This is a genomic window from Mesorhizobium sp. B2-5-13 (genome assembly GCF_006440535.1).
GTDB classification, from domain to species: Bacteria; Pseudomonadota; Alphaproteobacteria; order Rhizobiales; family Rhizobiaceae; genus Mesorhizobium; species Mesorhizobium salmacidum.
This window is the reverse complement of sequence record NZ_VFUI01000031.1, coordinates 18,669-39,667: the sequence shown is the minus strand read 5'-3', so window position 1 is coordinate 39,667 and position 20,999 is coordinate 18,669. Positions and strand designations below refer to the sequence as shown.

Sequence of the window (20,999 nt, the reverse complement as noted above, 5' to 3'; positions counted from 1 at the left end):
CAAAAGGGACTTACCCTTCGATGGGCGCCAAGAAGAAATTGTTGTCCAAGGGAAACGTCTCTTTGACCGCATAGCGAAAGGTATCACACCAAGAGACAAGTTCCTGGTGACGCTCCGGCCATACTTCGATAAGTATGCCCGGACGCCATAGCTCGACCGTTTCTTGAATTCCCTTGAGTACGTCGAATTCTGCGCCTTCCACATCAATCTTGATGAAGCCTACAGGTTTCTGCCGCAGAAAAACGTCACCAGGGATACATTTGATAGCCCCATGGTCGGCCTTAAGCATCTGCGCTTGACCCATGTTGTTGGAGATCGGGTAAAATACGTCCGCCAGATTAGATTCTGAACTGAGCGCCAAGCCAAGATAGGCAGGATTTACGTTTGCGCACCCGTTCAGCGCCAGATTTATTTTGAGGATTTCGATGGCTTTCGGGTTGGGTTCGAAGACTATCACTTCCGAGGGGCTGCAGAATTTTGACATAAATATAGAATGATTGCCTATGTTGGCACCAATATCGACAAATACTTTCCCGGGCGGAGAAAGACGCTTTATTAAATCAAGCTCAGATCTCTCGTAAAAATCACCTCGAATCAAGAACGATTGGATGTAGTCATCACCGTTCGATATGAAAAAGCTTACTATTTTTCCATCAATCCGATGGCTTATTATAGTGCCACTTGATTCCGACGCATCTTCCCGTAAATGAAAACGCTCCCAGATTTCACACACTGATCTTGACAAAGTAATGCGCCCATCGGGCTCGGCGCATAGGAACATTCCATTTTGTTCGAGTCCAAATTCTCGGTCCGTGACGTTGACGGTCTTGAACCTATTTCCGGACAGAGAGTTGAGCACGTCGAAACCACCCAATTTATTTGAGCCGATGACCGCTGAATAATCGGCAAGATATGATATCTCTTTCTCAACTCCGGAATCGACAAATCTGAGATAAGCTTGCGATCCCAATTGCACCAAAACGATATTGTTTGGACTGCGCTCAAGAGCTCCGTGCCGGACTTCGCCGGATGACGTGTCGACGAACACGCTCGTTCCGTGCGATGTAAAGACTTGGCTAGCTCGGTTGGCGTTCGCGGCCATAACAAGGCCCCCCTCGATTCAGCGTGAGTGTAAGCACATTTGTTATTTTTTGCCAAAGACGACGAGAAAGTGGTGAACGGGCCGGAGGCAAAGACCCATCTACGGACTGCGCATAACAATACGGGCTGGCTTGGCGATGCGTCGATGCTAGCGATGAGCTCTGCATACGGTTCTCTGAGGGCGAGCATCGACCAGTGAAGAGGAGACGCTTTACGGTGCTGGCAGCCTCCTCATTGCTTACCAGCTTGGGGCCCACGATGCTGCGAAGCGCCACCGAAGGAGTCTACGCGGCTATGTCTCCCCAACAATCCCCGGCCGGCCCGCAGCCAACCCTCCTCACCGCCCCCATCGAGCTTGCCGGGGACTGGGGGCGCATGCTGCCTGGTGCGGCCCAGCAGGTCGTCGAGCGCATGCGGCATTCGTGCCTCGATGGGGTCCGCCTGCTGTCCGACCGCCAGCCGACGCGGCTGCGTGTCGACGAGCACACTTCAGGTACGCCGGCCGTCTGGCTGCATCCGGACGGCAGCAGCATGGCCTGGATCATCGTCGACATCGGCGAGCGTGACTGGTCGAAGCTTGCCTACCAGTTCGGGCACGAGCTCGGCCACGTGCTCTGCAACAGCTGGCAGCCGGACGCCAAGCCGGCGCCCCCTTGCCAATGGATCGAGGAAGCCATGGTGGAGGCCCACTCGCTGCGCGGGCTCGGGCGCCTGGCGAAAAGCTGGAAGGACGCCCCGCCCTTCGCCGGCGACAACGCCTTCGGCGATGCCATCGCCCGGTATCGCCAGGACATTATCGACCGCTATGCGGCCCTCGCTGAAAGCCAGGGGCTCACGCGCGACGCCGCTGCGTGGTTCGCCGACCATCGCGGCGAAATCGAAATGCCCGCCCTCAATCCATTCGCCCAGGCGATGTCCTTGACCATCCTCGCCGAATACGACCGCGCACCGGACTGCGTCGAGGCGCTGGGCGCACTCAACCGCTGGCCCGACCGAACCAGTATTCCGATCGCCGAATATCTCCGGCAATGGGAGAACAGCTGCAAGCAATTGCACGCCTCGCCGCAACTGCCGCGCCGATTGCAGGACTTGTTGCGTACGCAACGGTTCAAGTGAAAGTGAGCGCCGAGCTCCATCGGTCCGGCCTCAGACCGGGTGTGTCATGTAACGCTAAAAGGACCGTTTCGCAGTCTTCCCTACTCCCACTCGATTGTTGTAAAGCATCATAACGCATTGATCCATCGAGGAAAATCTTTCCGCTGACGACGGAGAACCGTATCCGGAACCGTCGGAAATTCTTGCTCTTGAATTCAGAGGAGAATTTCGGCGATCCTCGATCTGCTCGGCTTCAAAGACGGTCGGTTTATTTCCTGGGAGTTCTCCGCATTACGGCAAGCGTCGCCGGCGAGCTGCCGGGCGTCAGTCGCGCGATATGGACAGCCCCGCGAGAAGCGGAGCGTATGCGGCGAGCCTGCGGGATACGAACTCCGTGAAGAGCTGCACGCGCTTCGTCTTGCGTGTCTCCCCCTGCGTGAGAAGCCAGAGCGTTCCGTACATGTGCAGGTCGGTGCCCGGCACCCTCACCAGCAGGGGGTCGGCATCTCCGACGAAGCACGGCAGCGTCGTGATTCCGAGCCCTTGCCGCACAGCAACGATCTGCGCCTCGGCGTCCGTGGTCCTGAATGGAACCCCCGTGGTGCGAACCTCACCCTCGATGACCCAATCCGGAATTCCATGAATGCTTATGACGATCCACCGGATGGGATCAGGCGCGCCCGCACGCCATGCGGCCAGTCGATCGCGGGACATGTAGACGTGGCCGAACAGCTCCGGCCCTTTCAGGCCGTGAAGATTGAGCGGCAGGGTCTTGCGGTCGTAGACGACGCGGATCGCCACGTCGGCCTCTCGGTTGGTCAGATTTGCCAGCTCGCCGGACGATGAGATTTCCATCTCGATGTCCGGATGCAGACGCGCGAACTCGGCGAAGTCCGGCATGAGCAGGTGTGTCGCGAGGGTCGGAGCCAACGTCACCCGCAGAAGCCCGCGCACGCTCTGGTCGCGCCCGAAAACGCGGGTCTCCAGCTGGTGCGACGACGCTTCCATCTGGTTCGCGAGCTCAAGGACCTCCTCGCCCGCAGTCGTCAGGCGATAGCCCGAAGGCAGCTTTTCGAACATCCGAGCCCCGAGGCGTTCCTCGAGCTGAGCGATGCGTCGCAGCACGGTCGAGTGATACACCCCGAGGCCCTCGGCGGCAGCCCGCACCGAGCCACCGCGTGCCACGGCAAGAAAGTGGCGAATGTCATCCCAGTCGATCATGGTGCAATCCCGCACCGCGCGGTGCGCCTTCCAAAGCCCGTATCCAACGCATCGTACAGCAGTACGGCGGTCATCATAGCTTATGTCAACGAGCGCCGCCCAGTTCCGAATGGCGGAAACTGATCGTCGCGCGGCTGGGGTCAGTCGTCCAGCCGGATCGATTTTGCACCACCGATGTGCGCGTTTCCGCACTCACCAACTGACGCCAGCGGACCCATTTCGAGGTCCTCGGAGGCAGATGCTGTCTCGACACCACGAAAGGAGAAGTCATGGGAAAGCTTGAAGGTAAGGTTGCAGTCATCACGGGTGGATCGAGCGGCATGGCGCTGGCGAGCGCCAAGCGGTTCGTCGAAGAAGGCGCCTACGTTTTCATCACGGGCCGGAGGCAGGAGGCGCTGGACGAGGCCATCATGCTGATTGGCCGGAACGTGACCGGCGTGCGCGGCGATGCGGCCAATCTCGACGACCTCGACCGCCTGTTCGATACAGTCAAGCGGGAAAAGGGCAAGATCGACGTCCTGTATGCGAGCGCCGGCACGGGCGAAGCCGTCCCACTGGGCGAGATTACCGAGCAGCATTTCGATGCGACCTTCGGCCTGAATACGCGCGGCACGCTGTTCACGGTTCAGAAGGCGTTGCCGCTGTTCAACGATGGCGGATCGATCTTCATGACCGGATCAGTTGCTTCGCTGAAAGGTTTTCCCGGCTACAGCGTGTATGCGGCGAGCAAGGCGGCGTTGCACGCATTCGCACGCGGGTGGCTCAACGAACTGAAGGGCAGGAATATCCGGGTGAACGTGCTGCACCCGGGGCCGATCGCCACACCGATGCAGGACCAAGTTCTCACCGAGGAGGCGAAGCAGATGTTCGAATCCCTGATCCCGCGGGGAAAGATGGGGCGTCCTGAGGAAATTGCGGCGGCCGCGCTGTTTCTTGCTTCAGACGATTCGAGCTTCGTGAATGGGCTGGAATTGTCTGTCGACGGAGGCTTCTCGGCCATCTGAAATCGCGCCGGATCGCGGGAAGCGGCTGATCGGCGGGAACCAGCGTGTCCATGGTCGAACGACTTCCGCACTGAACGGTCGGTCCGGCCGCGCCGGAGTCGTTCACGACGGGACGTCTACGCAAAGATCGCCATAAAGCAGAACGGATAACCCGGCGCCGTTGAGGGCCGGGAGCCAATATCAACACGGATCGGAGAAGTATTATGAGCTATGCGATTGTAGGATTCGGTAAGATAGGCCAGGCCCTCGCCCACGCCTTCGCCCGTAAAAACATCGAAGTGGCCGTCGCGAGCCGCCGGCCGCCCGAGGCGCTGGCGCCGCAGGCTCGGGCGATTGGACCCACGGTCGTCGCCAAGTCGCTGCGGGATGCACTCGAGGCCGACACAATCATCTTGGCGGTCCCGTTCGGGGAGCATCGCGAGGTTGCGAAGGCCCTGCCGAGCTGGAAAGGCAAGACGGTCATCGACGCGATGAACGCGTTAGTTCCCCCTGAGGAGTTGGACGGTCTCCCGTCCTCCGCCTTCGTCTCGAAGGCGTTCACCGGCGCCAAGTTCGTGAAAGGTTTCAATCACCTGATTGCGGCCACCCTGGCTGCCGATCCGACCATCGAGGGCGGACACCGGGTCGTCTTTCTGTCGAGCGACGATGAGGACGCGATTGGTCCCGTGGGGGCCCTGGCCAAACAACTCGGGTTCGCACCCGTCAAGCTGGGAAAGCTCAGCGAGGGTGGCGCGCTGGTGCACGCACGCGGCCGCGTTTGGGGCCAGCTCATCTTCCAGGATTTGTTCAAGAAGGAGCAATGACCGGTGTACGACCATGTAATTTGGCCCGAGCGGTATGATCCGGGAACGTCGACTCTCTACGCGCTCAACGACATCGACGTGAAGGCGCCCCCTGAAGTGGTTTGGAGGCTGCTTGTCGACGCCGAAAATTGGTCGAGCTACTTTCCGGCCGAGGATCAGGTCAAGGTTCTGACCGACGATCCGGAACTTGCGCTCGGAACCAAGTATAGCCGGGTGACGGTTGGATTCCCGATGAGTTTGATCGTGACGGAATGCGAGCCCTTCCGCAGGCTTGCGTGGGCGACGACCGTCGATGGCGACGCGACCGGCTCGAGCGCGTACCACGGCTGGGTCATCACTCCCACGAGCGATGGTTGCCATGTGCTGACCGAGGAGACACAGCAAGGCCCCTGGTTCCTCGAGGAACTCGGACGCAAGCATCCCGGTGCGCTCTACCGCTATCACCAGGAATGGGTCGAAAGCCTCGCACGCGCGGCGGAGGCGGAAGTCGCGAATAAGGCAGGTTAGCCCGTTTATCCTGATGCTTGGGCGGCCCTGCCGCCTAGGCATTAACTCATTGAGCGCAGCGATGGCTGTGCCGGCCAAGGTTGGAGATGAATGACATGAATATCGAACTCAAGGGCCGCACGGCGATCGTCACCGGGTCGACGGCAGGCATCGGGCGCGCCACCGCAGAGGGTTTAGCTCGTGCCGGGGCGTCGGTCGTCATTAATGGCCGTGGAAATGCCCGGGTCAACGAGGCGGTGCGGCAGATGCGCCAGTCTTTCCCGGACAGCGAGATCTCCGGCGTCGCCGCCGATCTGTCGACCGCGGAGGGCGCCGACACATTCTTCGCGCAAGCGCCCGACGCCGATATACTCGTGAACAACGTCGGTACGGCTCACATCCGGGACTATAACAGCGTCGAGGACATCGCCAAGATCCCCGACGAGGACTGGCTTGGCCTGTTCCAGCTGAACGTAATGAGCGGCGTGCGCATGACGCGCCACTACGTGCCGCGCATGGTGGCGAAGGGCTGGGGCCGCGTCGTGTTCGTGAGCAGCGAGTCCGCAGTCAACATTCCCAAGGAGATGCTCGACTATGGCATGACCAAGACCGCGCAGCTGGCGGTCTCGCGCGGTCTTGCCGAGGCGGTCGCGGGCACGGGTGTCACCGTCAACGCCGTCCTGCCGGGACCTACCCGGTCCGAGATCCTGGGTGACTTCATGGCCAAGCAGGCTGAGGCAACCGGAATCACGCAAGAAGAAGCCGAGCAGGGCTTCCTGAAGGCGATGCGTCCGACCACCCTCATCCAGCGGTTCGCGACCACCGACGAGGTCGCCAACATGATCATCTACGTGTGCTCAGAGCAGGCCTCCGCAACCACTGGCGCGGCTCTGCGCGTGGATGGTGGCGTGGTCCGCTTCGTCGCCTAAGCGTCTAGCTATAGGGCGTCAGTACGAGATCGCGTGAAAACCACTGAATCGATAGGGTTTTTCTAACAACACCCTCCCCTCACTCCCGCTCGATTGTTTTGAGACCAGCTATGTCATTGATCTAGATGGGCCCCCACGACTGTTTCCAGCCGCGGGGGCGTCGGGATAACTTCCCGGAAACCTGCGGTCAAATGTTGGCGAGCAATTCGTTGACGCGGCTTTCCATGTCGGCAAGTGCGGCATCGACGTCCTTCTGGCCGGTGATTGCAGCGCTCATCTCTTCGCCGACAATGTCCTGGATCGCAAACTGACGCTGCACCGCTGACGGCAGCGGCCTGCCGAGATCGGAGATGGCGGCAATCGTGTTGCGATGCGGCAGCGCCTTGAAGGCGTCCGAGGTGATGATGGCCTTGTATGCCGGCAGGTGACCGGTGCGCGACCATTCGAAGTCGTTGTCGGCGAAGAACTTCAGGAACTTGCCGATGGCCGCGGTCTGTTCCGGCGTGCGGTCCTTATGCGAGACTGCCCAGGTGTGGCCATCGGCATATTGCGCATGGGCGCCGCCAAACAGCTGCGGATACGGGTAGACCGCGTAGCCGCCCTTGTTGAGCGCCGTGCCCTTGGTTTCGGACTGGGCATTGTTGTCGCCGACAACCCACGTGCCGTTGAGCTGAACGCCACCCTCACCGGCAAGGAAGGCGTTGATAGCGCCGCCGTAGTCGAGGTCCTTGGTGGTGTAGCCCTTGTCGAAGATCGCCTTGTACATCTCGACGACCTTCTTGGCTTCCGGCGTATTCAGCTTCACATGCTTGGGATCGGCAAAAAAGTCGGAATCCTGCTGGAAGAGATAGGTGTAGAGATTGCGCGTGTAGAGTGCCGTCTCATTGGCCAGGTTTTGAACGAAGTAGGGCTTGCCGGTCTTCTGTTTGAACTGTTCGGCCTGGGCGAGCAGTTCCTCAGGCGATTTCGGAAGCATCGGAGTGCCGTCGGCATTGACAAGACCGGCCTGTTTGAAGAGATCCATATTGATGTGATAGAGCATCGTCCAGCTGTCGATCGGCAAGCCATAGATCTTGCCGTCTTTGGTGGCGCCGTTGCGCGCTGCGTCCGTGAAGGCTTCAGGTGCGACGCCGACGGACTTCAAGAGGTCATCGAGTGGCATCAACAGGCCCTTGGACTGATAGTCCGACAGCGCGGATTCGTGGATCGTGACGATGTCTGGAGCATCGCCCGAAGCGAACTGCGCAGTCAGTTGGTCATAGCCCGGCCATTCCACGGTGGTGACATTGACGTGCACGTCGGGATTGTCGGCGTTGAACTTGTTGATCAGCGAGGTGATGATGCCGCATTCGCCGACGGCCTTGCCTACATCGGTGTTGGTGCCGAAATTCGCATCGCAGGCACCGAAGAAGCGCTGCACGGTCAGTTCCGTCGCTGCAAGGCTCGGGCTGGCGAGCATCATTACCCCCGCGGAGACCGCGGCAAACAGTATTTTCTGCATTTTCATATCAGTTCCTCCTACTGAGTTTCCGCCTCTCCACCCTGGATTGGCTTCACGCTTTCCATCGCCGCGGCGCACTCCCCGCCGCCTGCAGTCGGGCAATTTCGTTATCGGACCGCGGCGCCAGAGACGGCCGTGACGATGTATTTCTGGAAAAAGAGGTAGACGATGAGGATCGGCGCGCCGGCGAACACCGCCTGCGCCATCAGAAAGCCGATGCCTTCAGACTGGGCGAAATTGGTCTGTGTCGAAGCCATACCGACGGTCAGCGTGTACATGTCCTTCTTGGTTGCCGAGATCAGCGGCCACAAATAGTCGTTCCACGCGCCAAGGAAGGTGAAGATGCCGAGGGTTGCCTGTGCAGGCACCGTGAGTGGCAAAAGCACCTTCCAGAAAATCCTGAAGCGGCTGGCATTGTCCAGCATGGCGGCTTCGTCCAGCTCCTTCGGGATGGCCTTGAAATATTGGGTCATCAGGAAGACGCCGAACGAAGCCGACAGGCCGGGGAGAATGAGCCCGTGATAGGTGTTGTGGAACTTCAGTATGCTGAAGATCTGGTGGCGGGCGACAAGCACGGCCTGTTCCGGAACCGCCAGACCGAAGAGCACGATCACGAACAGGACGTTTCGGCCGGGAAAGTTCAGCCGTGCAAAACCGTAGCCGGCGAGCGATGACAAAACCAGCGTGCCGAGTGTCAATCCGCCCGAGACGACGATGCTGTTGCCCACCCAGAGGAATACCGACGAGGTGCCGATGGTGTTGAGGTAGTTCTTGAGGGTGTAGGGCGCGTGAAACACCGAATTCGGATCGGCCATCAGCTCGGCATTTTCCTTGAGCGACAGGCCGATGACCCACAGAACCGGGGCGATCATGACGATCGAAAGCAGGATGACGAGGGCCAACAACACGCGGTCGCCAAATGCCCGCCCCTTGATGGAAGTGGCTGGAGCACTCATGCCTGGTCTGCCTTGTTGCGTGCGACGAGGTACTGGGCCATGGCCGCGATCAGGATGAGGATGAAGAGAATTTCCGATGCCGCGGCACCCATGCCGAGATCCCAGCGACGGAATGCGGTGTCATAGATATAGAGCACGATTGGCTTGGTCAGGTTGTTGGGACCGCCGCGCGTCATCAGCCAGGCCTGGCCGAACAGCTGGAATTGCAGCACGATCTGGATGATGATCACCAGGACGAAAGTGCGTTTGATCGACGGCAGCGTGATCGAGCGCAAGGTCTGCCAGCGATTGGCATTGTCGAGGGCCGCCGCTTCGTAGATATCCTGCGGGATCTGCTGCAGGGCCGAGAGAAAGAGCATCATCGGCAGGCCGATGCACCACCAGACAGTGGCAATGGCGATACCGATCATGGCAAGGCTTGGATCGGAAATGAAGGCTGGGGCAGTGGCACCAAACCATCCGTAGATCGTCGACAGCAGGCCGACATTCGGAATGAACACGATGCGCCAGATCAGTGTGACGATGGTAACCGACAGCACCGAGGAGGAAAAGAACAGGGTCCGCAGCACAGCGGCAGTGCGCGTGCGGCGGTTGAGGCAAAGCGCGAGGAAAAGGCCGATCAGAGCCAGCGTCGGCACCGTCAGGAGCACGAAGTAAAAGGTGTTCCAGACCGATTGCAGGAACACCTTGTCGTTAAACAGCCTGATATAGTTACCGAGACCGACAAAATTTCCGGATGAGAAAGTGTCGGCCTTGTGGAAGCTCAGCCACATCCCCCAAAGGAGCGGGAAGATGAGCAGCGTTGTAAAGAAGAACAGGAATGGCGCGACGAAAATGAAATTTCGCCATTGCGGCGCGTAGATATCGACGCTTGGGGCCCTGACGCTGGCGGCCGGCGTCGAGGTCCGCGGCATCGTCAAACCGTCGGCCACGTCAGGCCTCCCTCGCGTGCCAGGCGCGGCCTGTCTCGTTGAACAGATGCGATTTCTGGCCATCGAAGGCTAGCCCGACCTTGTGGCCGATGGCGACGCGGCTGTTGCCGACATCGGAGCCGACGATCTGCTGGCCATCCCCCAGCCGTGCGTAGATCAAGGTGCGTTCGCCGAGCCGCTCGAGCACATCGACCACGCCGTCGGTATTGCCCTGCCCTGCAGCAACGATGCGGACATCTTCCGAACGGATGCCGAAGCTGTGCTTGCCACCGGTCAACTGGCTGGAGGCGATCTCGGTCCGAACCGACATTCCGTCCGCAAACCTGACCGTGGCGTTCACAGCCGATCTGTCGACTGTCGCCTCGACAAAATTCATCGCCGGTGCGCCGACGAAGCCTGCGACGAATTTGGTCGCGGGGCGTTCGTAGATCTCCATGGGAGAGCCGATTTGCTCGATCCTGCGATTGTTCATGACGACGATACGGTCGGCGAGCGTCATCGCCTCAACCTGGTCGTGGGTGACGAAGATCATCGTCGATTGCAGGCGCTGGTGCAGTTGGGCAAGCTCGATGCGTGTGCGGGTCCGCAAAGCCGCATCGAGATTGGAGAGCGGCTCGTCGAACAGGAACGCCTTCGGCTCCTTTACGATCGCACGGCCGATGGCGACGCGCTGGCGCTGGCCGCCCGAGAGCTGGCCCGGCTTGCGCTCGAGCAAGTGAGCCATTTCGAGGATGCGGGCGGCTTCGTTGATCCGCGCGTCAATGACTTCGCGCGACATGCCGATATTCTCGAGCCCGAAGGCCATGTTGTCGCGCACGCTCATATGCGGATAAAGCGCATAGGACTGGAACACCATGGCAATGCCGCGCTTGCCCGGCGGCAGATGATCGATACGTTCGTTGTTGATGGCGATCTCGCCAGTATCGACAGTTTCGAGGCCCGCGATCATGCGCAGAAGCGTCGATTTCCCGCAGCCGGAGGGCCCGAGAAACACGATGAATTCGCGTGCCTTGATGGACAGCGACAGATCCTCCAGCACCGCCATGGCACCGAAATGCTTGCTCACATTCCTGATTTCGATATCGGCCGTCACGTCGACGCTCCTCCTCAGCGCATGCACTTTCGATGGTCCGCCCGAGATCAGAGTTTCAGGCGGATCATCTGGTAGGAATAGGCCGGCAGCGATAGGCTCAGTCTGCCGCCAGCCACCGAGGCGCCCTCCCCCCTCTTGGGCCCGACATTGCCGGGGTTCCCGGCCGAATTGACGGCTTTCAAATCCGCGTGCGTTATCACTTGGTGATCAGCGAGGTCAGCCGCACCGAAACCGCTGATGTCGATCACGGTTTCGATCGCCTCGCTCGAATGGCGGTTGACGGCGAAGAAGGTGACATGGCCGGTTTTGGTGTCATGCACGCCGGCCACGTCGACGCAGGAAACCTCACCCGCGACGGTGGACTTGTAGGTCGGGCTGTCCAGCTTGAGATCCAGCGCATTGCCACGACCGTAGATCGAGGCAAAGAGATAGGGATAGAATATCGTCTGGCGCCATGCCGGGCCATCCGGAACGGTCATGATCGGCGCAATGACGTTCACCAGCTGCGCCAGGCAGGCGATCTTGACCACATCGGATCGACGGATGAAGGTGTTGAGGATCAGGCCAACCTGCAGCACGTCCTCGAAATTGTAGATGTCTTCGAGCAATGGTGGGGCGAAGGGCCAGCCGTCATTGCCGCCAAGGATCTTCTTGTCCTGCTCTTTGGAATGATACCAGACGTTCCATTCGTCGAACGAGATGTAGACCTGCTTGCTGGAGCGCTTCTTGGCCTTGATATAGTCGATCACGCCGGCGACTGAGACGATGTAGCCGTCGAGCTTCTCGTTCATCGCGAGATAATTCGGCGCGTCATTGGCTTCATTGTCGAAATACATGTGCAGCGAGATATAGTCGACCTCGTTATAGGTATGGTCGAGAACGGTCGCCTCCCATTCAGGATAGGTTGGCATCTTGGCATTCGAAGAGCCGCATACGACCAGTTCGAGCGACTTGGAAAAAGCGCGCATGGCCTTGGCGGTCTCATGGGCCAGGCGGCCATACTCGTCGGCGGTCTTGTGGCCGATCTGCCAGGGGCCGTCCATTTCGTTGCCGAGGCACCACAGCTTGACGTCGAAGGGCTCCTTGCGGCCGTTGGCGATACGCTTGTCGCTCCACTCACTTCCGCCTGGATGATTGGTATATTCCAGAAAGTTGCGGGCTTCATCGAGGCCACGCGAGCCGAGATTGACGGCAAGCATCATCTCGGTGTTGGCGGACGCGCACCAGTTGGCAAATTCATGCAGGCCGACTTCGTTGCTTTCCGACGTGTGCCAGGCGAGGTCGAGGCGCACCGGGCGTTCTTCCTTGGGGCCGACACCGTCCTCCCAATTGTAAGCGGACACGAAATTGCCACCGGGATAGCGGACGATCGGAACGTTGAGTTCCCTGACGAGATCGATGACGTCTTGACGCATGCCGTTGGCATCTGCCGTCGGATGGCCGGGCTCATAGATGCCGGTGTAGACCGCCCGCCCCAGATGCTCGATAAAGGATCCGTAGAGCCTCGGATCGATTTCCGAGACGACATAGTGCGGATGCGCCGTTATGGCTGCCCTCATGCATTCCTCCCTAAATATCACAAATGATGATTTAAATCATCTTACTCGATATCAAAGGGAAGCAGGATCCATTCGTCAAGCGAAAAACCACCAAAAGTCTGACAATTAACCGACAGTCTCGGTCGTAAATGGAATCAATATATTGAAATCGCTGCGTTATTTTTGAGACCCGATTTGGTGATATCAATTGGTTTTGATCCTGAGCAGGATGTCCTGATCGTAATTTCCAAATCCCTTGCCGAAAATATTGATGCCGCCGGGACGCTTGGCATCGTCCTTGACGCCAATACGGACCCGGATTGAATGATGGCCCTTGAGGTCGAGGGCGGCGAGGCTGGTTTCTGAAATCCTGACACCGTCGACATGGGTGCCGTCGGTGGAAATTCGCCAGTTCTTCAGCTTGCCATATTGCGAGCCCTTGAGCTTCCACCAGGAGGGCGTGAAGACGCCGCGCTTGTCGCCGAAATCTCCGGGTGACGTCCACGTTCCGACATCGACGCCATTGATCGTCAGCGTGATGTCGGAGGGCCAATCGGCGCTGGTGCCAGGCACTTCCGAGGACAACTCCGTCACCAGTTCGAGTTCGGTAATCTCGGCATTGGCGAGCTTGGCATTGTTGGGGAACTGGTATTCGACAAAGCCGCGGGTGAACCACAACAGACCAGCCTTCATGCGGTCCGGATCGAGGAAGGTGTTGGGCACATCGAGGAGACCGATGATCCCGTCCGGCGAGCAGAGACCGCAGGGCGCGGTGACCTCGAATCCAGTGTAGAGCCCAATCGGCATCGACACTTCGATCGCATCGTTCTTGAGCGAACGATATTCGCTCTTGAAGACCACGAGCACTTCCTCAGCGGTCGGATAGCAGATCTTTTGACTGCCCTTCTTAGCCTTCTGGTTCTCGGTGCGGATCAGGCCAGCATCCTCGAGCACCTGTATATTGGTCGAGACCGTCGACTGCGGCAGCGACAGCAGGGCGGCGATGTCATTGACATTCATCGGCCCTTTCTCATGCAGCAGTTTCAGCATCGAGATGCGCGCCGAAGAGGCCAGCCCCTTGAGGACGGCCATGCCTTCCTCAGGTTCGATCACCAAAAAATTGCGACTCATCGATTGGCCAGTCTATACGAATTCCATATCCGAAATTGCGCCTGTATATCTTGGAATCTGATTTAAGCAATACGCTGACCGCCTCCAAGTCACTTTTATTGATCGCAGCCGTGCGGCGGGTTCCTTCCTCGGGGACTTTCGTACGCCTGCCGGCGCCCGAAATTCTTCACGCCCGAAACTCTTCACGAAAGCGGAATGACAGCGCAACAGCATCGGGATGGCGATAGCGGCATGGAACGCTGGAAGTCTCGACCTGGCCCTCGGACTCGGGGGTCCCTTACCGGACGACATGCCAATTCAACGCATTGGCGGGCCTACGCTCAGCAGCGGTCCGACAAGAGCAGCAAAAAGCTTGCCTACTTGGTATGCTGGTATAATATGTAGATGGTATGGTGTCTTTCGGAAAGAGCCACCGTACGGAATGAACAGACGAGCCGATCAGGTCGGCCGGTGTTTTTGGGAGGAGATATCATGAAGTTTTCAATTGTGGCGGCGCTTGCCGGCGCCGCGCTGGCCAGTGTTTCGGTTTTGCCGGTGATGGCGTCGCCGGACGCACCGGTGATCGCACTCGCCAACGCCTATTACGGCAACACCTGGCGGCATCAGATGGTGGAGGCTTTCGAGGCCTCGGCCAAGGAAGCCAAGGCGGCCGGTCGGATCGCCGACTACGTCGTCATGAACGGTGACGGCTCGGTGGCGCAACAGAACAGCCAGATCGCCGAACTGATCCTCAAGAAGGTCGACGTGCTCGCCGTCGACGCCGCCTCGGAAACCGCGGTCAACGGCATCATCGAAAAGGCCTGCAAGGCCGGCATCATCGTGGTTTCCTTCGATTCGGTTGCTTCGGCGCCCTGCAACTACCAGCTCAACTTCGACTTCAAGGGCTACAAGGCGGCCCAGGCCGAAGCCGTCTTCAAGATGATCGGCGGCAAGGGCAACGTCATCCAAGTGCGCGGCGTGAAGGGCTCGGCGCCCGACAACGACATGTTCAACGCGCAGCAGTCGGTGCTGGCGAAATATCCCGACATCAAGGTTGTCGCCACCGTCTATGGTCAGGCGACCGCCTCGGTCGCGCAGGCGGCGATCGCCAACGTCCTGCCCTCGCTGCCACATGTCGACGCCGTGCTCGGCCAAGGCGGCAGCGACGATGTCGGCATTGCCCAGGCCTTCGTCCAATATGGCGGTGATTATGCCGGCAAGATGCCGATCATCGAAGGCGGCGGCGGCACCGACTTCGTCAAATGGTGGGCCGAGGAGAATGCCAAGAACAGCTACCAGACGGTCTCGATGAACACCACGCCGGGCATTGGCGGCGCCGCATTCTGGCTCGGCCTTTCGCTGCTCAAGGGCGACAAGGCACCGAAGCTGATGATCATGCCGGTGGCGACCGTCGATGCCAGCAATCTCAAGGACTATGCGAAGCTGCCGGGGGGCCAGATCATCAGCCCCAGCTATTCGCTCGACTGGGTCAAGCAGAACCTGCTCAGCAAGTAAGGCTTGTCATTGCCAAGGACCGGGCGCCGCCCAGACGGCCGCGCCCGGTCCTTGCCCGTAAAGAAACGGAGGACGAATGTCCCATCTTGCCGTAGCCGATCCGGAAGGCGCAGCCGCTACGATACCCGACATCAGGCCAAACGTCGTCTCGCTGTCGCGGGTCACCAAGAGTTTCGGGCCGACGCTGGCGAATGCGCAGATCGACCTCGCCGTCTCGGCCGGTGAAATCATCGGCCTGGTCGGCGGCAACGGCGCCGGCAAGTCGACACTGATGCGCATCCTGTGCGGGGCGACGTCGCCGACCCTCGGCTCGATTTCGTTCGCCGGACAGGGCGTGAGCTTCGGCGCCTATGACACGGCGGAGGCGCAAAGGCGCGGCATCCGCATGGTTCACCAGGAACTGTCGCTGTGCGCCAACCTTTCCGTCGCCGAGAACTTCTTCCTGGAGACACCCGGCGACGCGGCCAACCGGCCGGGCTGGCGCGCACTCTACAGGGACCGCGCCCGCGCAGCGCTGGACGCCGTCTTTCACGCCAACGGCATCGATGTGAACGCCGAAGTCGGCCATCTCTCCATCGCCGAGCGGCAGATGGTCGAGATCGCGCGCGCCGCCGCCACGCCCGGCGTCAAGCTGATCGTGCTCGACGAGCCGACCTCCTCGCTCGACCTCGACCGCTCCAGACAGTTGCGGGCCTTTATCCGTGAGCGTGCCAAATCCGGCTTCGCCTTCATCTTCATCAGCCACAAGCTGCAGGAAATCATCGACATCGCCACGCAGGTGATGGTGCTGCGCAACGGACGCACCGCCTGGCGCGGCGATGTCGCCGACACCTCGATCGGCCAACTGGTGCAGCTCATGGGCGGCGACGCCAATTCAATCCACCAGCACAGCGCCGTCGCCGCCAGCAGCGGCGAGGCGCTGGTTAAATTGTCCGGTTCCCTGACCGCCGGACTCGGCCGCGATATCGAGATCGGCCGCGGCGAGATCATCGGACTGGCGGGGCTCGAGGGCAGCGGCCAGAAGGAGTTGCTGCACGCTGTCTTCGAGCCGGATTCTACCGGAGGAACCGCGATCACCAGGAGCGGCGACGCCGGTTTCATTGCCGGCGACCGCCAGAAGGAAGGCGTGTTCCCACTGTGGAGCGTGCTTGGAAACATCAGCATCGGCAGCCTTGCCCGCCGTCCGGCACTGGGCCTTGTTTCGGAACGCGCCTGCCGCGAGGCGGCCGGCGTTGCAGCCGGCCGGTTGCGGCTCGACGACAAACGCTTCGGCTCCAACATCCTCGAACTCAGCGGCGGCAACCAGCAGAAGGCGCTGGTTGCCCGCGCGCTCGTCGCCGACACGCCGATCCTGCTGCTCAACGATCCGACGCGCGGCGTCGACATTGCCACGAAACAAGACTTCTACCGGCTCTGCAACAAGATCGCGCACAGTGGTCGCACGCTGGTCTGGCACACGACCGAAGACGCCGAGCTTTTGGCCTGCGACCGCGTGCTGGTGTTTTCAGGCGGGCGCATCGTCAAGGAATTGAGCGGCGAAGCGATCACGGAATCGGCCGTCGTCGGCGCATCCTTTGCCCAGCAGGCGGACACCTGTGCCGGCCCGGGGCACAGCGCCGCCGGCGCCGGCCTTGCCCGCCGGCTGGTCAACGCGGCCCCCTTCATCGGCCTCGCCGCCGTGCTGGCGGTGATGATCTCGGCCAACCCGGCGGTGGCCTCGATCTTCGGGCTCGACCTGCTGTTGATGCCGGCGCTGTCCCTGGTGCTGGTGACGGCGGCGCAGATGTTCATCGTCGGCGGCAGCGAGATCGATCTCGGCGTCGGCGCCTTTGCTGGTCTGGTCAGTGTGCTCTCCGCCACGCTGCTCTACGATCAGCCATGGCTCGGTGCGCTGGCGCTGGCGGCGGCGGTCACCGCCTATGCTGGGCTTGGCGGCCTGATCCAGGCGCGCAAGATCCCGGCCATCGTCGTCACGCTCGGCGCCTCCTTCATCTGGATGGGACTGGGCTACGCGCTGCAGCCGACACCGGGCGGCACCAGCCCCGAATGGTTGTCGGCGATGTTCAGCTGGTCGGTGGGTTTCCTGCCCACCTCCATCATCCTCATCGCCGCCGTCGCGCTGGTGGTGCTGGTGATCGACCGGCTGCCGCTCGGCGTGGTGCTGCGCGGCTTCGGCAACAATCCAACCGCCATGATCCGCTCCGGCTGGTCGCCGACGCGCTATGCCCTGGTGCGTTACCTCGTCGCCGGATTGTTCGCCGCTGCCGCCGGCCTGTCGCTGACGGCGATCAACACGGCAAGCGACATCAATTCCGGCAATTCGTTCACGCTGCTCAGCGTCGCCGCCGTAGTGATGGGCGGCTGCTCGCTGCTGGGCGGTGTCATCTCGCCGGTCGGCACCGTCGCCGGTGCGGTCACACTGGCCTTGATCGGCGCCCTGCTCGGCACGCTAAACGTGAGCAGCGACTTCAACGCGGCAACGCAAGGGCTGATCCTCATCGCCCTTTTGACGCTGCGCAGCCTGATCGCAGACCGCAGGAGCGAACAATGAACGGCCTCGTCGCCTTCAGCCTCTGGGCACAGAAGAACCGCTGGGTCTGGTCGGCGATCGGCGTGCTTTTGCTTTGGCTGGTGCTCTCCGTAGTCACCAACCGCTTCAGCCTCTCCAGCCTGTCGGGCATCATGCTGTCGGCCTCGTTCCTGACCGTCGTCGGCATCGGCCAGATGTTCGTCGTCACCACCGGGCGCGGTAATATCGACCTTTCGGTGGCCTCGGTGATCACGCTCAGCGCCTTCGTGGCGCTGCTCACGATCAAGGGCCAGGACGCCAACCTTGCCATCGGCGTCGGCGCCGCGATCCTGCTCGGCCTTGCGATCGGCGGGTTGAATTCGCTGCTCGTCGTCGGGCTGAACATACCGGCCATCATTGCCACGCTGGCGACAGGTTATGTACTGGCAACCGCGACACTGCTATCGAACCGCGCCATAGCGGGCTTCGGCGTGAGCCCGCTCTTGAAGACGCTGGCGACGGGCCGCATTGCCGGCGTGCCGATCATGGCCGCCATCGCCATCGTTGGCGTGGCCGCGACCTCCTTCGTACTGCGCTACACGGTTTTCGGACAATTGCTGTCGGCGGTCGGCCAGAACCGCACCGCCGCGCGGCTGGCCGCGATCCGCAACAACCGGGTCATCGCTTCGGCTTTCATCATCTCGTCGGTGCTGGCTTCGCTCAATGGGCTGCTGCTCGGCGCCTATATAGGTGGCGCCTTCCTCGAAATGGGCCAGCCCTATCTCTTGCAGTCGATCGCCGCGGTGGTGCTGGGCGGCACGCTGATCTTTGGCGGCTCGGCGAGCGCCGTCGGCACGCTGTTCGCCAGTATCCTGCTGATCCTCATCGTCACCACCATGCAGATCGTCGGCCTGCCGCCAGGTGCGCAGGACATCGTGCAAGGCATCGTCGTCATCTTCGTTCTGGCGCTGGCCGGCCGGCAAGTGCTGTCGCGCCGAGCCGCCGTCGACCGCACCGACGACGACGGCACACTGGAATCCGAGCCAAATGCGGCGGCTGTCCGCCGGGAATGACAAGCGGATGATGATTTCCCTTGCCAATGTGGTAGAGTGATCATACCAGTAGGTAAGATGACGATCGGTAATGCCATCGTCCACGACCAGGGAGCAAGGCTAGATGACGACGATTGCGCTGTTCGGTGCCGGCGGCAAAATGGGCTACCGCCTTTCGACCAATTTCCGCGGCTCGCCCTATACGATCCGCCATGTCGAGGTCAGCGAGGCCGGGCGTGAGCGGCTGAAGACCGGACTGGGCTTCGACACGGTCAGCGCCGACGAGGCGCTGGAAGGCGCCGACGTGGTGATCCTGGCCGTGCCGGACACCCATATCGGCAAAGTCGCGACAAGCATCGAGAGCAAGCTTGCGCCGGGCACGATGGTCATCGTACTCGACGCAGCCGCGCCGTTCGCCGGCCATTTGCCCGATCGTCCCGACCTGACCTACTTCGTCACCCATCCCTGCCATCCGCCGATCTTCAACGACGAGACCGACATGGCGGCGAAGAAGGACTATTTCGGCGGTGTGAAGGCCAAGCAGCACATGGTCAGCGCCCTGATGCAGGGACCGGAAGCCGACTATGCCAAGGGCGAGGCCATCGCCAAGATCATCTGGGCGCCGGTGATGCGCTCGCACCGCGTTTCCGTCAAACAGATGGCGCTACTCGAGCCAGGTCTTTCGGAAACCGTTTGCGCTTCGCTGCTGGTCGTCATGAAGGAGGCGGTCGACGAGGTCGTGGCGCGTGGCGTCGACCGGCAAGCGGCGCTCGATTTCCTGCTTGGCCACATGAACGTGCTCGGCGCCGTCATCTTCGGCGAAACCAAGGGCGTGTTCTCTGACGCCTGCAACAAGGCGATCGAATTCGGCAAGCCGGTGCTGATGCGCGACGACTGGAAGCGGGTCTTCGAGCCGGAAGAGATCGCAGCCAGCATTCAGCGGATCACCTGAGTTGACTTGGGTACAGATTACCTGAATTTGTGGTTGACTCATCATACCAGTTGACTAAGCTAATCTCCGCTCGGATCAACCACGCTTCGCCGGGAGTTCGAAGCTGAGACGGGTGGAGGATGGCGGGGAACAGGAACTTGCTTGGGAGGCCGACTGACGGCTTGGGCCAGGCGTTCCGCAACCTTCACAGGCTGATGGATTCAAACGCAGACAGTGGCCTCGATCGGTCGAGACACAAGCTTTTTAAACGGGAGGACTTCATGAAACTGACTCGCAGAATAACGCTTGCGGCGTTCGCCGGCGTGCTGGCGCTCGGCACGGCGATGCCTGCTTACGCGGCGGACCTCATCGCCATCATCACGCCATCGCATGACAATCCGTTCTTCAAGGCGGAAGCGGTCGGCGCCGAGGCCAAGGCCAAGGAACTCGGCTACGAGGCGCTGGTGCTGGTGCATGACGACGATGCCAACAAGCAGTCCGAACTGATCGACACCGCGATCGGCCGCGGCGCCAAGGCGATCATCCTCGACAATGCCGGCGCCGACGCCACCGTCGCGGCCGTGCAGAAGGCCAAGGACGCGGGCATTCCCTCGTTCCTGATCGACCGCGAGATCAACGCCACCGGCGTCGCCGTGGCGCAGATCGTCTCCAACAACTACCAGGGCGCCCAGCTCGGCGCGCAGGAGTTCGTCAAGCTGATGGGTGAAAAGGGCAACTTCGTCGAGCTGGTCGGTAAGGAATCCGACACCAATGCCGGTATCCGCTCCAAGGGCTATCATGACGTCATCGATGACTATCCGGACCTGAAGATGGTCGCGCAGCAGTCGGCCAACTGGAGCCAGACCGAGGCCTATTCCAAGATGGAATCGATCCTGCAGGCCAATCCCGACATCAAGGGCGTCATCTCCGGCAACGACACGATGGCGATGGGCGCCTATGCCGCGCTCGCCGCCGCGAACCGCAAGGATGTCATCGTCGTCGGCTTCGACGGCTCGAACGACGTGCGCGATTCCATCACCTCCGGCGGCATCAAGGCGACAGTGCTGCAGCCTGCCTTTGCCCAGGCGCAGATGGCGGTCGAACAGGCCAACGACTTCATCAAGAACAAGAAGTCACCCGAGAAGGAAAAGCAGCTGATGGACTGCGTGCTCGTCAATGGCGAAAATGCCGCCAAGCTGGAAACCTTCGCGCTGAAGAACTGA

The 20,999-nt window shown here is 60.8% G+C and carries 18 protein-coding genes; 10 read left to right on the top strand and 8 right to left on the bottom strand.

Annotated elements, in window-relative coordinates; all coding sequences use genetic code 11:
• Window positions 1-10 precede the first annotated feature (10 nt).
• Window positions 11-1,102: an FkbM family methyltransferase gene (locus FJ434_RS27865; RefSeq protein WP_140752355.1), complete on the bottom strand. Its 1,092-nt coding sequence runs from the start codon at window positions 1,100-1,102 to the stop codon at window positions 11-13.
• Between the two features lie 293 nt (window positions 1,103-1,395).
• Here FJ434_RS27865 and FJ434_RS27860 point away from each other — a divergent pair, with 293 nt between their 5' ends.
• A complete protein-coding gene (locus tag FJ434_RS27860) occupies window positions 1,396-2,217 on the top strand; it encodes a hypothetical protein (RefSeq protein WP_246678410.1) in 822 nt (273 codons plus the stop codon).
• Window positions 2,218-2,520: 303 nt separating this feature from the next.
• On the opposite strand, the gene FJ434_RS27855 is transcribed toward FJ434_RS27860, so the two are convergent.
• Entirely contained in the window at window positions 2,521-3,417 is an 897-nt protein-coding gene (locus FJ434_RS27855) for a LysR family transcriptional regulator (protein WP_140752353.1), read from the bottom strand.
• A 269-nt stretch (window positions 3,418-3,686) separates the two neighbouring features.
• On the opposite strand from FJ434_RS27855, the gene FJ434_RS27850 reads away from it, so the two are divergent.
• The 4 genes from FJ434_RS27850 to FJ434_RS27835 all read left to right on the top strand — a co-directional run bounded on the left by FJ434_RS27850 (window position 3,687) and on the right by FJ434_RS27835 (window position 6,639).
• A complete protein-coding gene (locus FJ434_RS27850; RefSeq protein WP_140510386.1) occupies window positions 3,687-4,421 on the top strand; it encodes an SDR family oxidoreductase in 735 nt (244 codons plus the stop codon).
• Window positions 4,422-4,624: 203 nt separating this feature from the next.
• Complete coding sequence (locus FJ434_RS27845) at window positions 4,625-5,224, top strand: NAD(P)-binding domain-containing protein (RefSeq protein WP_140752351.1); 600 nt, start codon at window positions 4,625-4,627, stop codon at window positions 5,222-5,224.
• 3 nt (window positions 5,225-5,227) lie between these two features.
• The gene (locus FJ434_RS27840; RefSeq protein WP_140752349.1) at window positions 5,228-5,731 is read left to right on the top strand and encodes an SRPBCC domain-containing protein; all 504 of its coding nucleotides are present in this window, start codon (window positions 5,228-5,230) and stop codon (window positions 5,729-5,731) included.
• A 95-nt stretch (window positions 5,732-5,826) separates the two neighbouring features.
• Window positions 5,827-6,639, top strand: coding sequence for an SDR family oxidoreductase (locus FJ434_RS27835; RefSeq protein ID WP_140718169.1), 813 nt, complete (start codon window positions 5,827-5,829; stop codon window positions 6,637-6,639).
• 187 nt (window positions 6,640-6,826) lie between these two features.
• On the opposite strand, the gene FJ434_RS27830 is transcribed toward FJ434_RS27835, so the two are convergent.
• The 6 genes from FJ434_RS27830 to FJ434_RS27805 all read right to left on the bottom strand — a co-directional run bounded on the left by FJ434_RS27830 (window position 6,827) and on the right by FJ434_RS27805 (window position 13,790).
• Entirely contained in the window at window positions 6,827-8,146 is a 1,320-nt protein-coding gene (locus FJ434_RS27830) for an extracellular solute-binding protein (RefSeq protein ID WP_140510394.1), read from the bottom strand.
• A 101-nt stretch (window positions 8,147-8,247) separates the two neighbouring features.
• Window positions 8,248-9,096: a carbohydrate ABC transporter permease gene (locus FJ434_RS27825; RefSeq protein WP_140510395.1), complete on the bottom strand. Its 849-nt coding sequence runs from the start codon at window positions 9,094-9,096 to the stop codon at window positions 8,248-8,250.
• Window positions 9,093-10,010 (bottom strand): sugar ABC transporter permease, encoded by a 918-nt coding sequence (locus FJ434_RS27820; protein WP_246678412.1) that lies wholly within the window; start codon window positions 10,008-10,010, stop codon window positions 9,093-9,095. The genes FJ434_RS27825 and FJ434_RS27820 overlap by 4 nt, the downstream gene beginning before the upstream one ends.
• Before the next feature lie 19 nt (window positions 10,011-10,029).
• Window positions 10,030-11,121, bottom strand: coding sequence for a sn-glycerol-3-phosphate ABC transporter ATP-binding protein UgpC (gene ugpC / locus FJ434_RS27815; protein ID WP_140752347.1), 1,092 nt, complete (start codon window positions 11,119-11,121; stop codon window positions 10,030-10,032).
• A gap of 47 nt (window positions 11,122-11,168) precedes the next feature.
• Entirely contained in the window at window positions 11,169-12,680 is a 1,512-nt protein-coding gene (locus FJ434_RS27810) for an alpha-N-arabinofuranosidase (RefSeq protein ID WP_140510401.1), read from the bottom strand.
• Between the two features lie 183 nt (window positions 12,681-12,863).
• Window positions 12,864-13,790, bottom strand: coding sequence for a helix-turn-helix domain-containing protein (locus FJ434_RS27805; protein ID WP_140752345.1), 927 nt, complete (start codon window positions 13,788-13,790; stop codon window positions 12,864-12,866).
• Between the two features lie 471 nt (window positions 13,791-14,261).
• Here FJ434_RS27805 and FJ434_RS27800 point away from each other — a divergent pair, with 471 nt between their 5' ends.
• The 5 genes from FJ434_RS27800 to FJ434_RS27780 all read left to right on the top strand — a co-directional run bounded on the left by FJ434_RS27800 (window position 14,262) and on the right by FJ434_RS27780 (window position 20,999).
• Window positions 14,262-15,284, top strand: a complete 1,023-nt coding sequence (locus FJ434_RS27800) for an ABC transporter substrate-binding protein (protein ID WP_140752343.1) — start codon at window positions 14,262-14,264, stop codon at window positions 15,282-15,284.
• A 76-nt stretch (window positions 15,285-15,360) separates the two neighbouring features.
• Window positions 15,361-17,835: an ATP-binding cassette domain-containing protein gene (locus tag FJ434_RS27795; RefSeq protein ID WP_140752341.1), complete on the top strand. Its 2,475-nt coding sequence runs from the start codon at window positions 15,361-15,363 to the stop codon at window positions 17,833-17,835.
• The gene (locus FJ434_RS27790) at window positions 17,832-18,866 is read left to right on the top strand and encodes an ABC transporter permease (protein ID WP_140752339.1); all 1,035 of its coding nucleotides are present in this window, start codon (window positions 17,832-17,834) and stop codon (window positions 18,864-18,866) included. The genes FJ434_RS27795 and FJ434_RS27790 overlap by 4 nt, the downstream gene beginning before the upstream one ends.
• Before the next feature lie 103 nt (window positions 18,867-18,969).
• Window positions 18,970-19,797 (top strand): phosphogluconate dehydrogenase C-terminal domain-containing protein, encoded by an 828-nt coding sequence (locus tag FJ434_RS27785; protein WP_140510409.1) that lies wholly within the window; start codon window positions 18,970-18,972, stop codon window positions 19,795-19,797.
• A gap of 260 nt (window positions 19,798-20,057) precedes the next feature.
• Window positions 20,058-20,999 carry a D-ribose ABC transporter substrate-binding protein gene (locus FJ434_RS27780; protein WP_140752337.1) on the top strand — a complete coding sequence of 314 codons (942 nt, stop codon included), beginning with the start codon at window positions 20,058-20,060 and terminating at the stop codon, window positions 20,997-20,999.

Excerpts from the sequence above, each read along its gene's own strand:
- FJ434_RS27865 (WP_140752355.1), bottom strand. The coding sequence starts at position 1,102 with ATGGCCGCGAACGCCAACCGAGCTAGCCAAGTCTTTACATCGCACGGA.
- FJ434_RS27860 (WP_246678410.1), top strand. The coding sequence starts at position 1,396 with ATGTCTCCCCAACAATCCCCGGCCGGCCCGCAGCCAACCCTCCTCACC.
- FJ434_RS27855 (WP_140752353.1), bottom strand. The coding sequence starts at position 3,417 with ATGATCGACTGGGATGACATTCGCCACTTTCTTGCCGTGGCACGCGGT.
- FJ434_RS27850 (WP_140510386.1), top strand. The coding sequence starts at position 3,687 with ATGGGAAAGCTTGAAGGTAAGGTTGCAGTCATCACGGGTGGATCGAGC.
- FJ434_RS27845 (WP_140752351.1), top strand. The coding sequence starts at position 4,625 with ATGAGCTATGCGATTGTAGGATTCGGTAAGATAGGCCAGGCCCTCGCC.
- FJ434_RS27835 (WP_140718169.1), top strand. The coding sequence starts at position 5,827 with ATGAATATCGAACTCAAGGGCCGCACGGCGATCGTCACCGGGTCGACG.
- FJ434_RS27830 (WP_140510394.1), bottom strand. The coding sequence starts at position 8,146 with ATGAAAATGCAGAAAATACTGTTTGCCGCGGTCTCCGCGGGGGTAATG.
- FJ434_RS27825 (WP_140510395.1), bottom strand. The coding sequence starts at position 9,096 with ATGAGTGCTCCAGCCACTTCCATCAAGGGGCGGGCATTTGGCGACCGC.
- FJ434_RS27820 (WP_246678412.1), bottom strand. The coding sequence starts at position 10,010 with ATGCCGCGGACCTCGACGCCGGCCGCCAGCGTCAGGGCCCCAAGCGTC.
- FJ434_RS27810 (WP_140510401.1), bottom strand. The coding sequence starts at position 12,680 with ATGAGGGCAGCCATAACGGCGCATCCGCACTATGTCGTCTCGGAAATC.
- FJ434_RS27805 (WP_140752345.1), bottom strand. The coding sequence starts at position 13,790 with ATGAGTCGCAATTTTTTGGTGATCGAACCTGAGGAAGGCATGGCCGTC.
- FJ434_RS27800 (WP_140752343.1), top strand. The coding sequence starts at position 14,262 with ATGAAGTTTTCAATTGTGGCGGCGCTTGCCGGCGCCGCGCTGGCCAGT.
- FJ434_RS27795 (WP_140752341.1), top strand. The coding sequence starts at position 15,361 with ATGTCCCATCTTGCCGTAGCCGATCCGGAAGGCGCAGCCGCTACGATA.
- FJ434_RS27790 (WP_140752339.1), top strand. The coding sequence starts at position 17,832 with ATGAACGGCCTCGTCGCCTTCAGCCTCTGGGCACAGAAGAACCGCTGG.
- FJ434_RS27785 (WP_140510409.1), top strand. The coding sequence starts at position 18,970 with ATGACGACGATTGCGCTGTTCGGTGCCGGCGGCAAAATGGGCTACCGC.
- FJ434_RS27780 (WP_140752337.1), top strand. The coding sequence starts at position 20,058 with ATGAAACTGACTCGCAGAATAACGCTTGCGGCGTTCGCCGGCGTGCTG.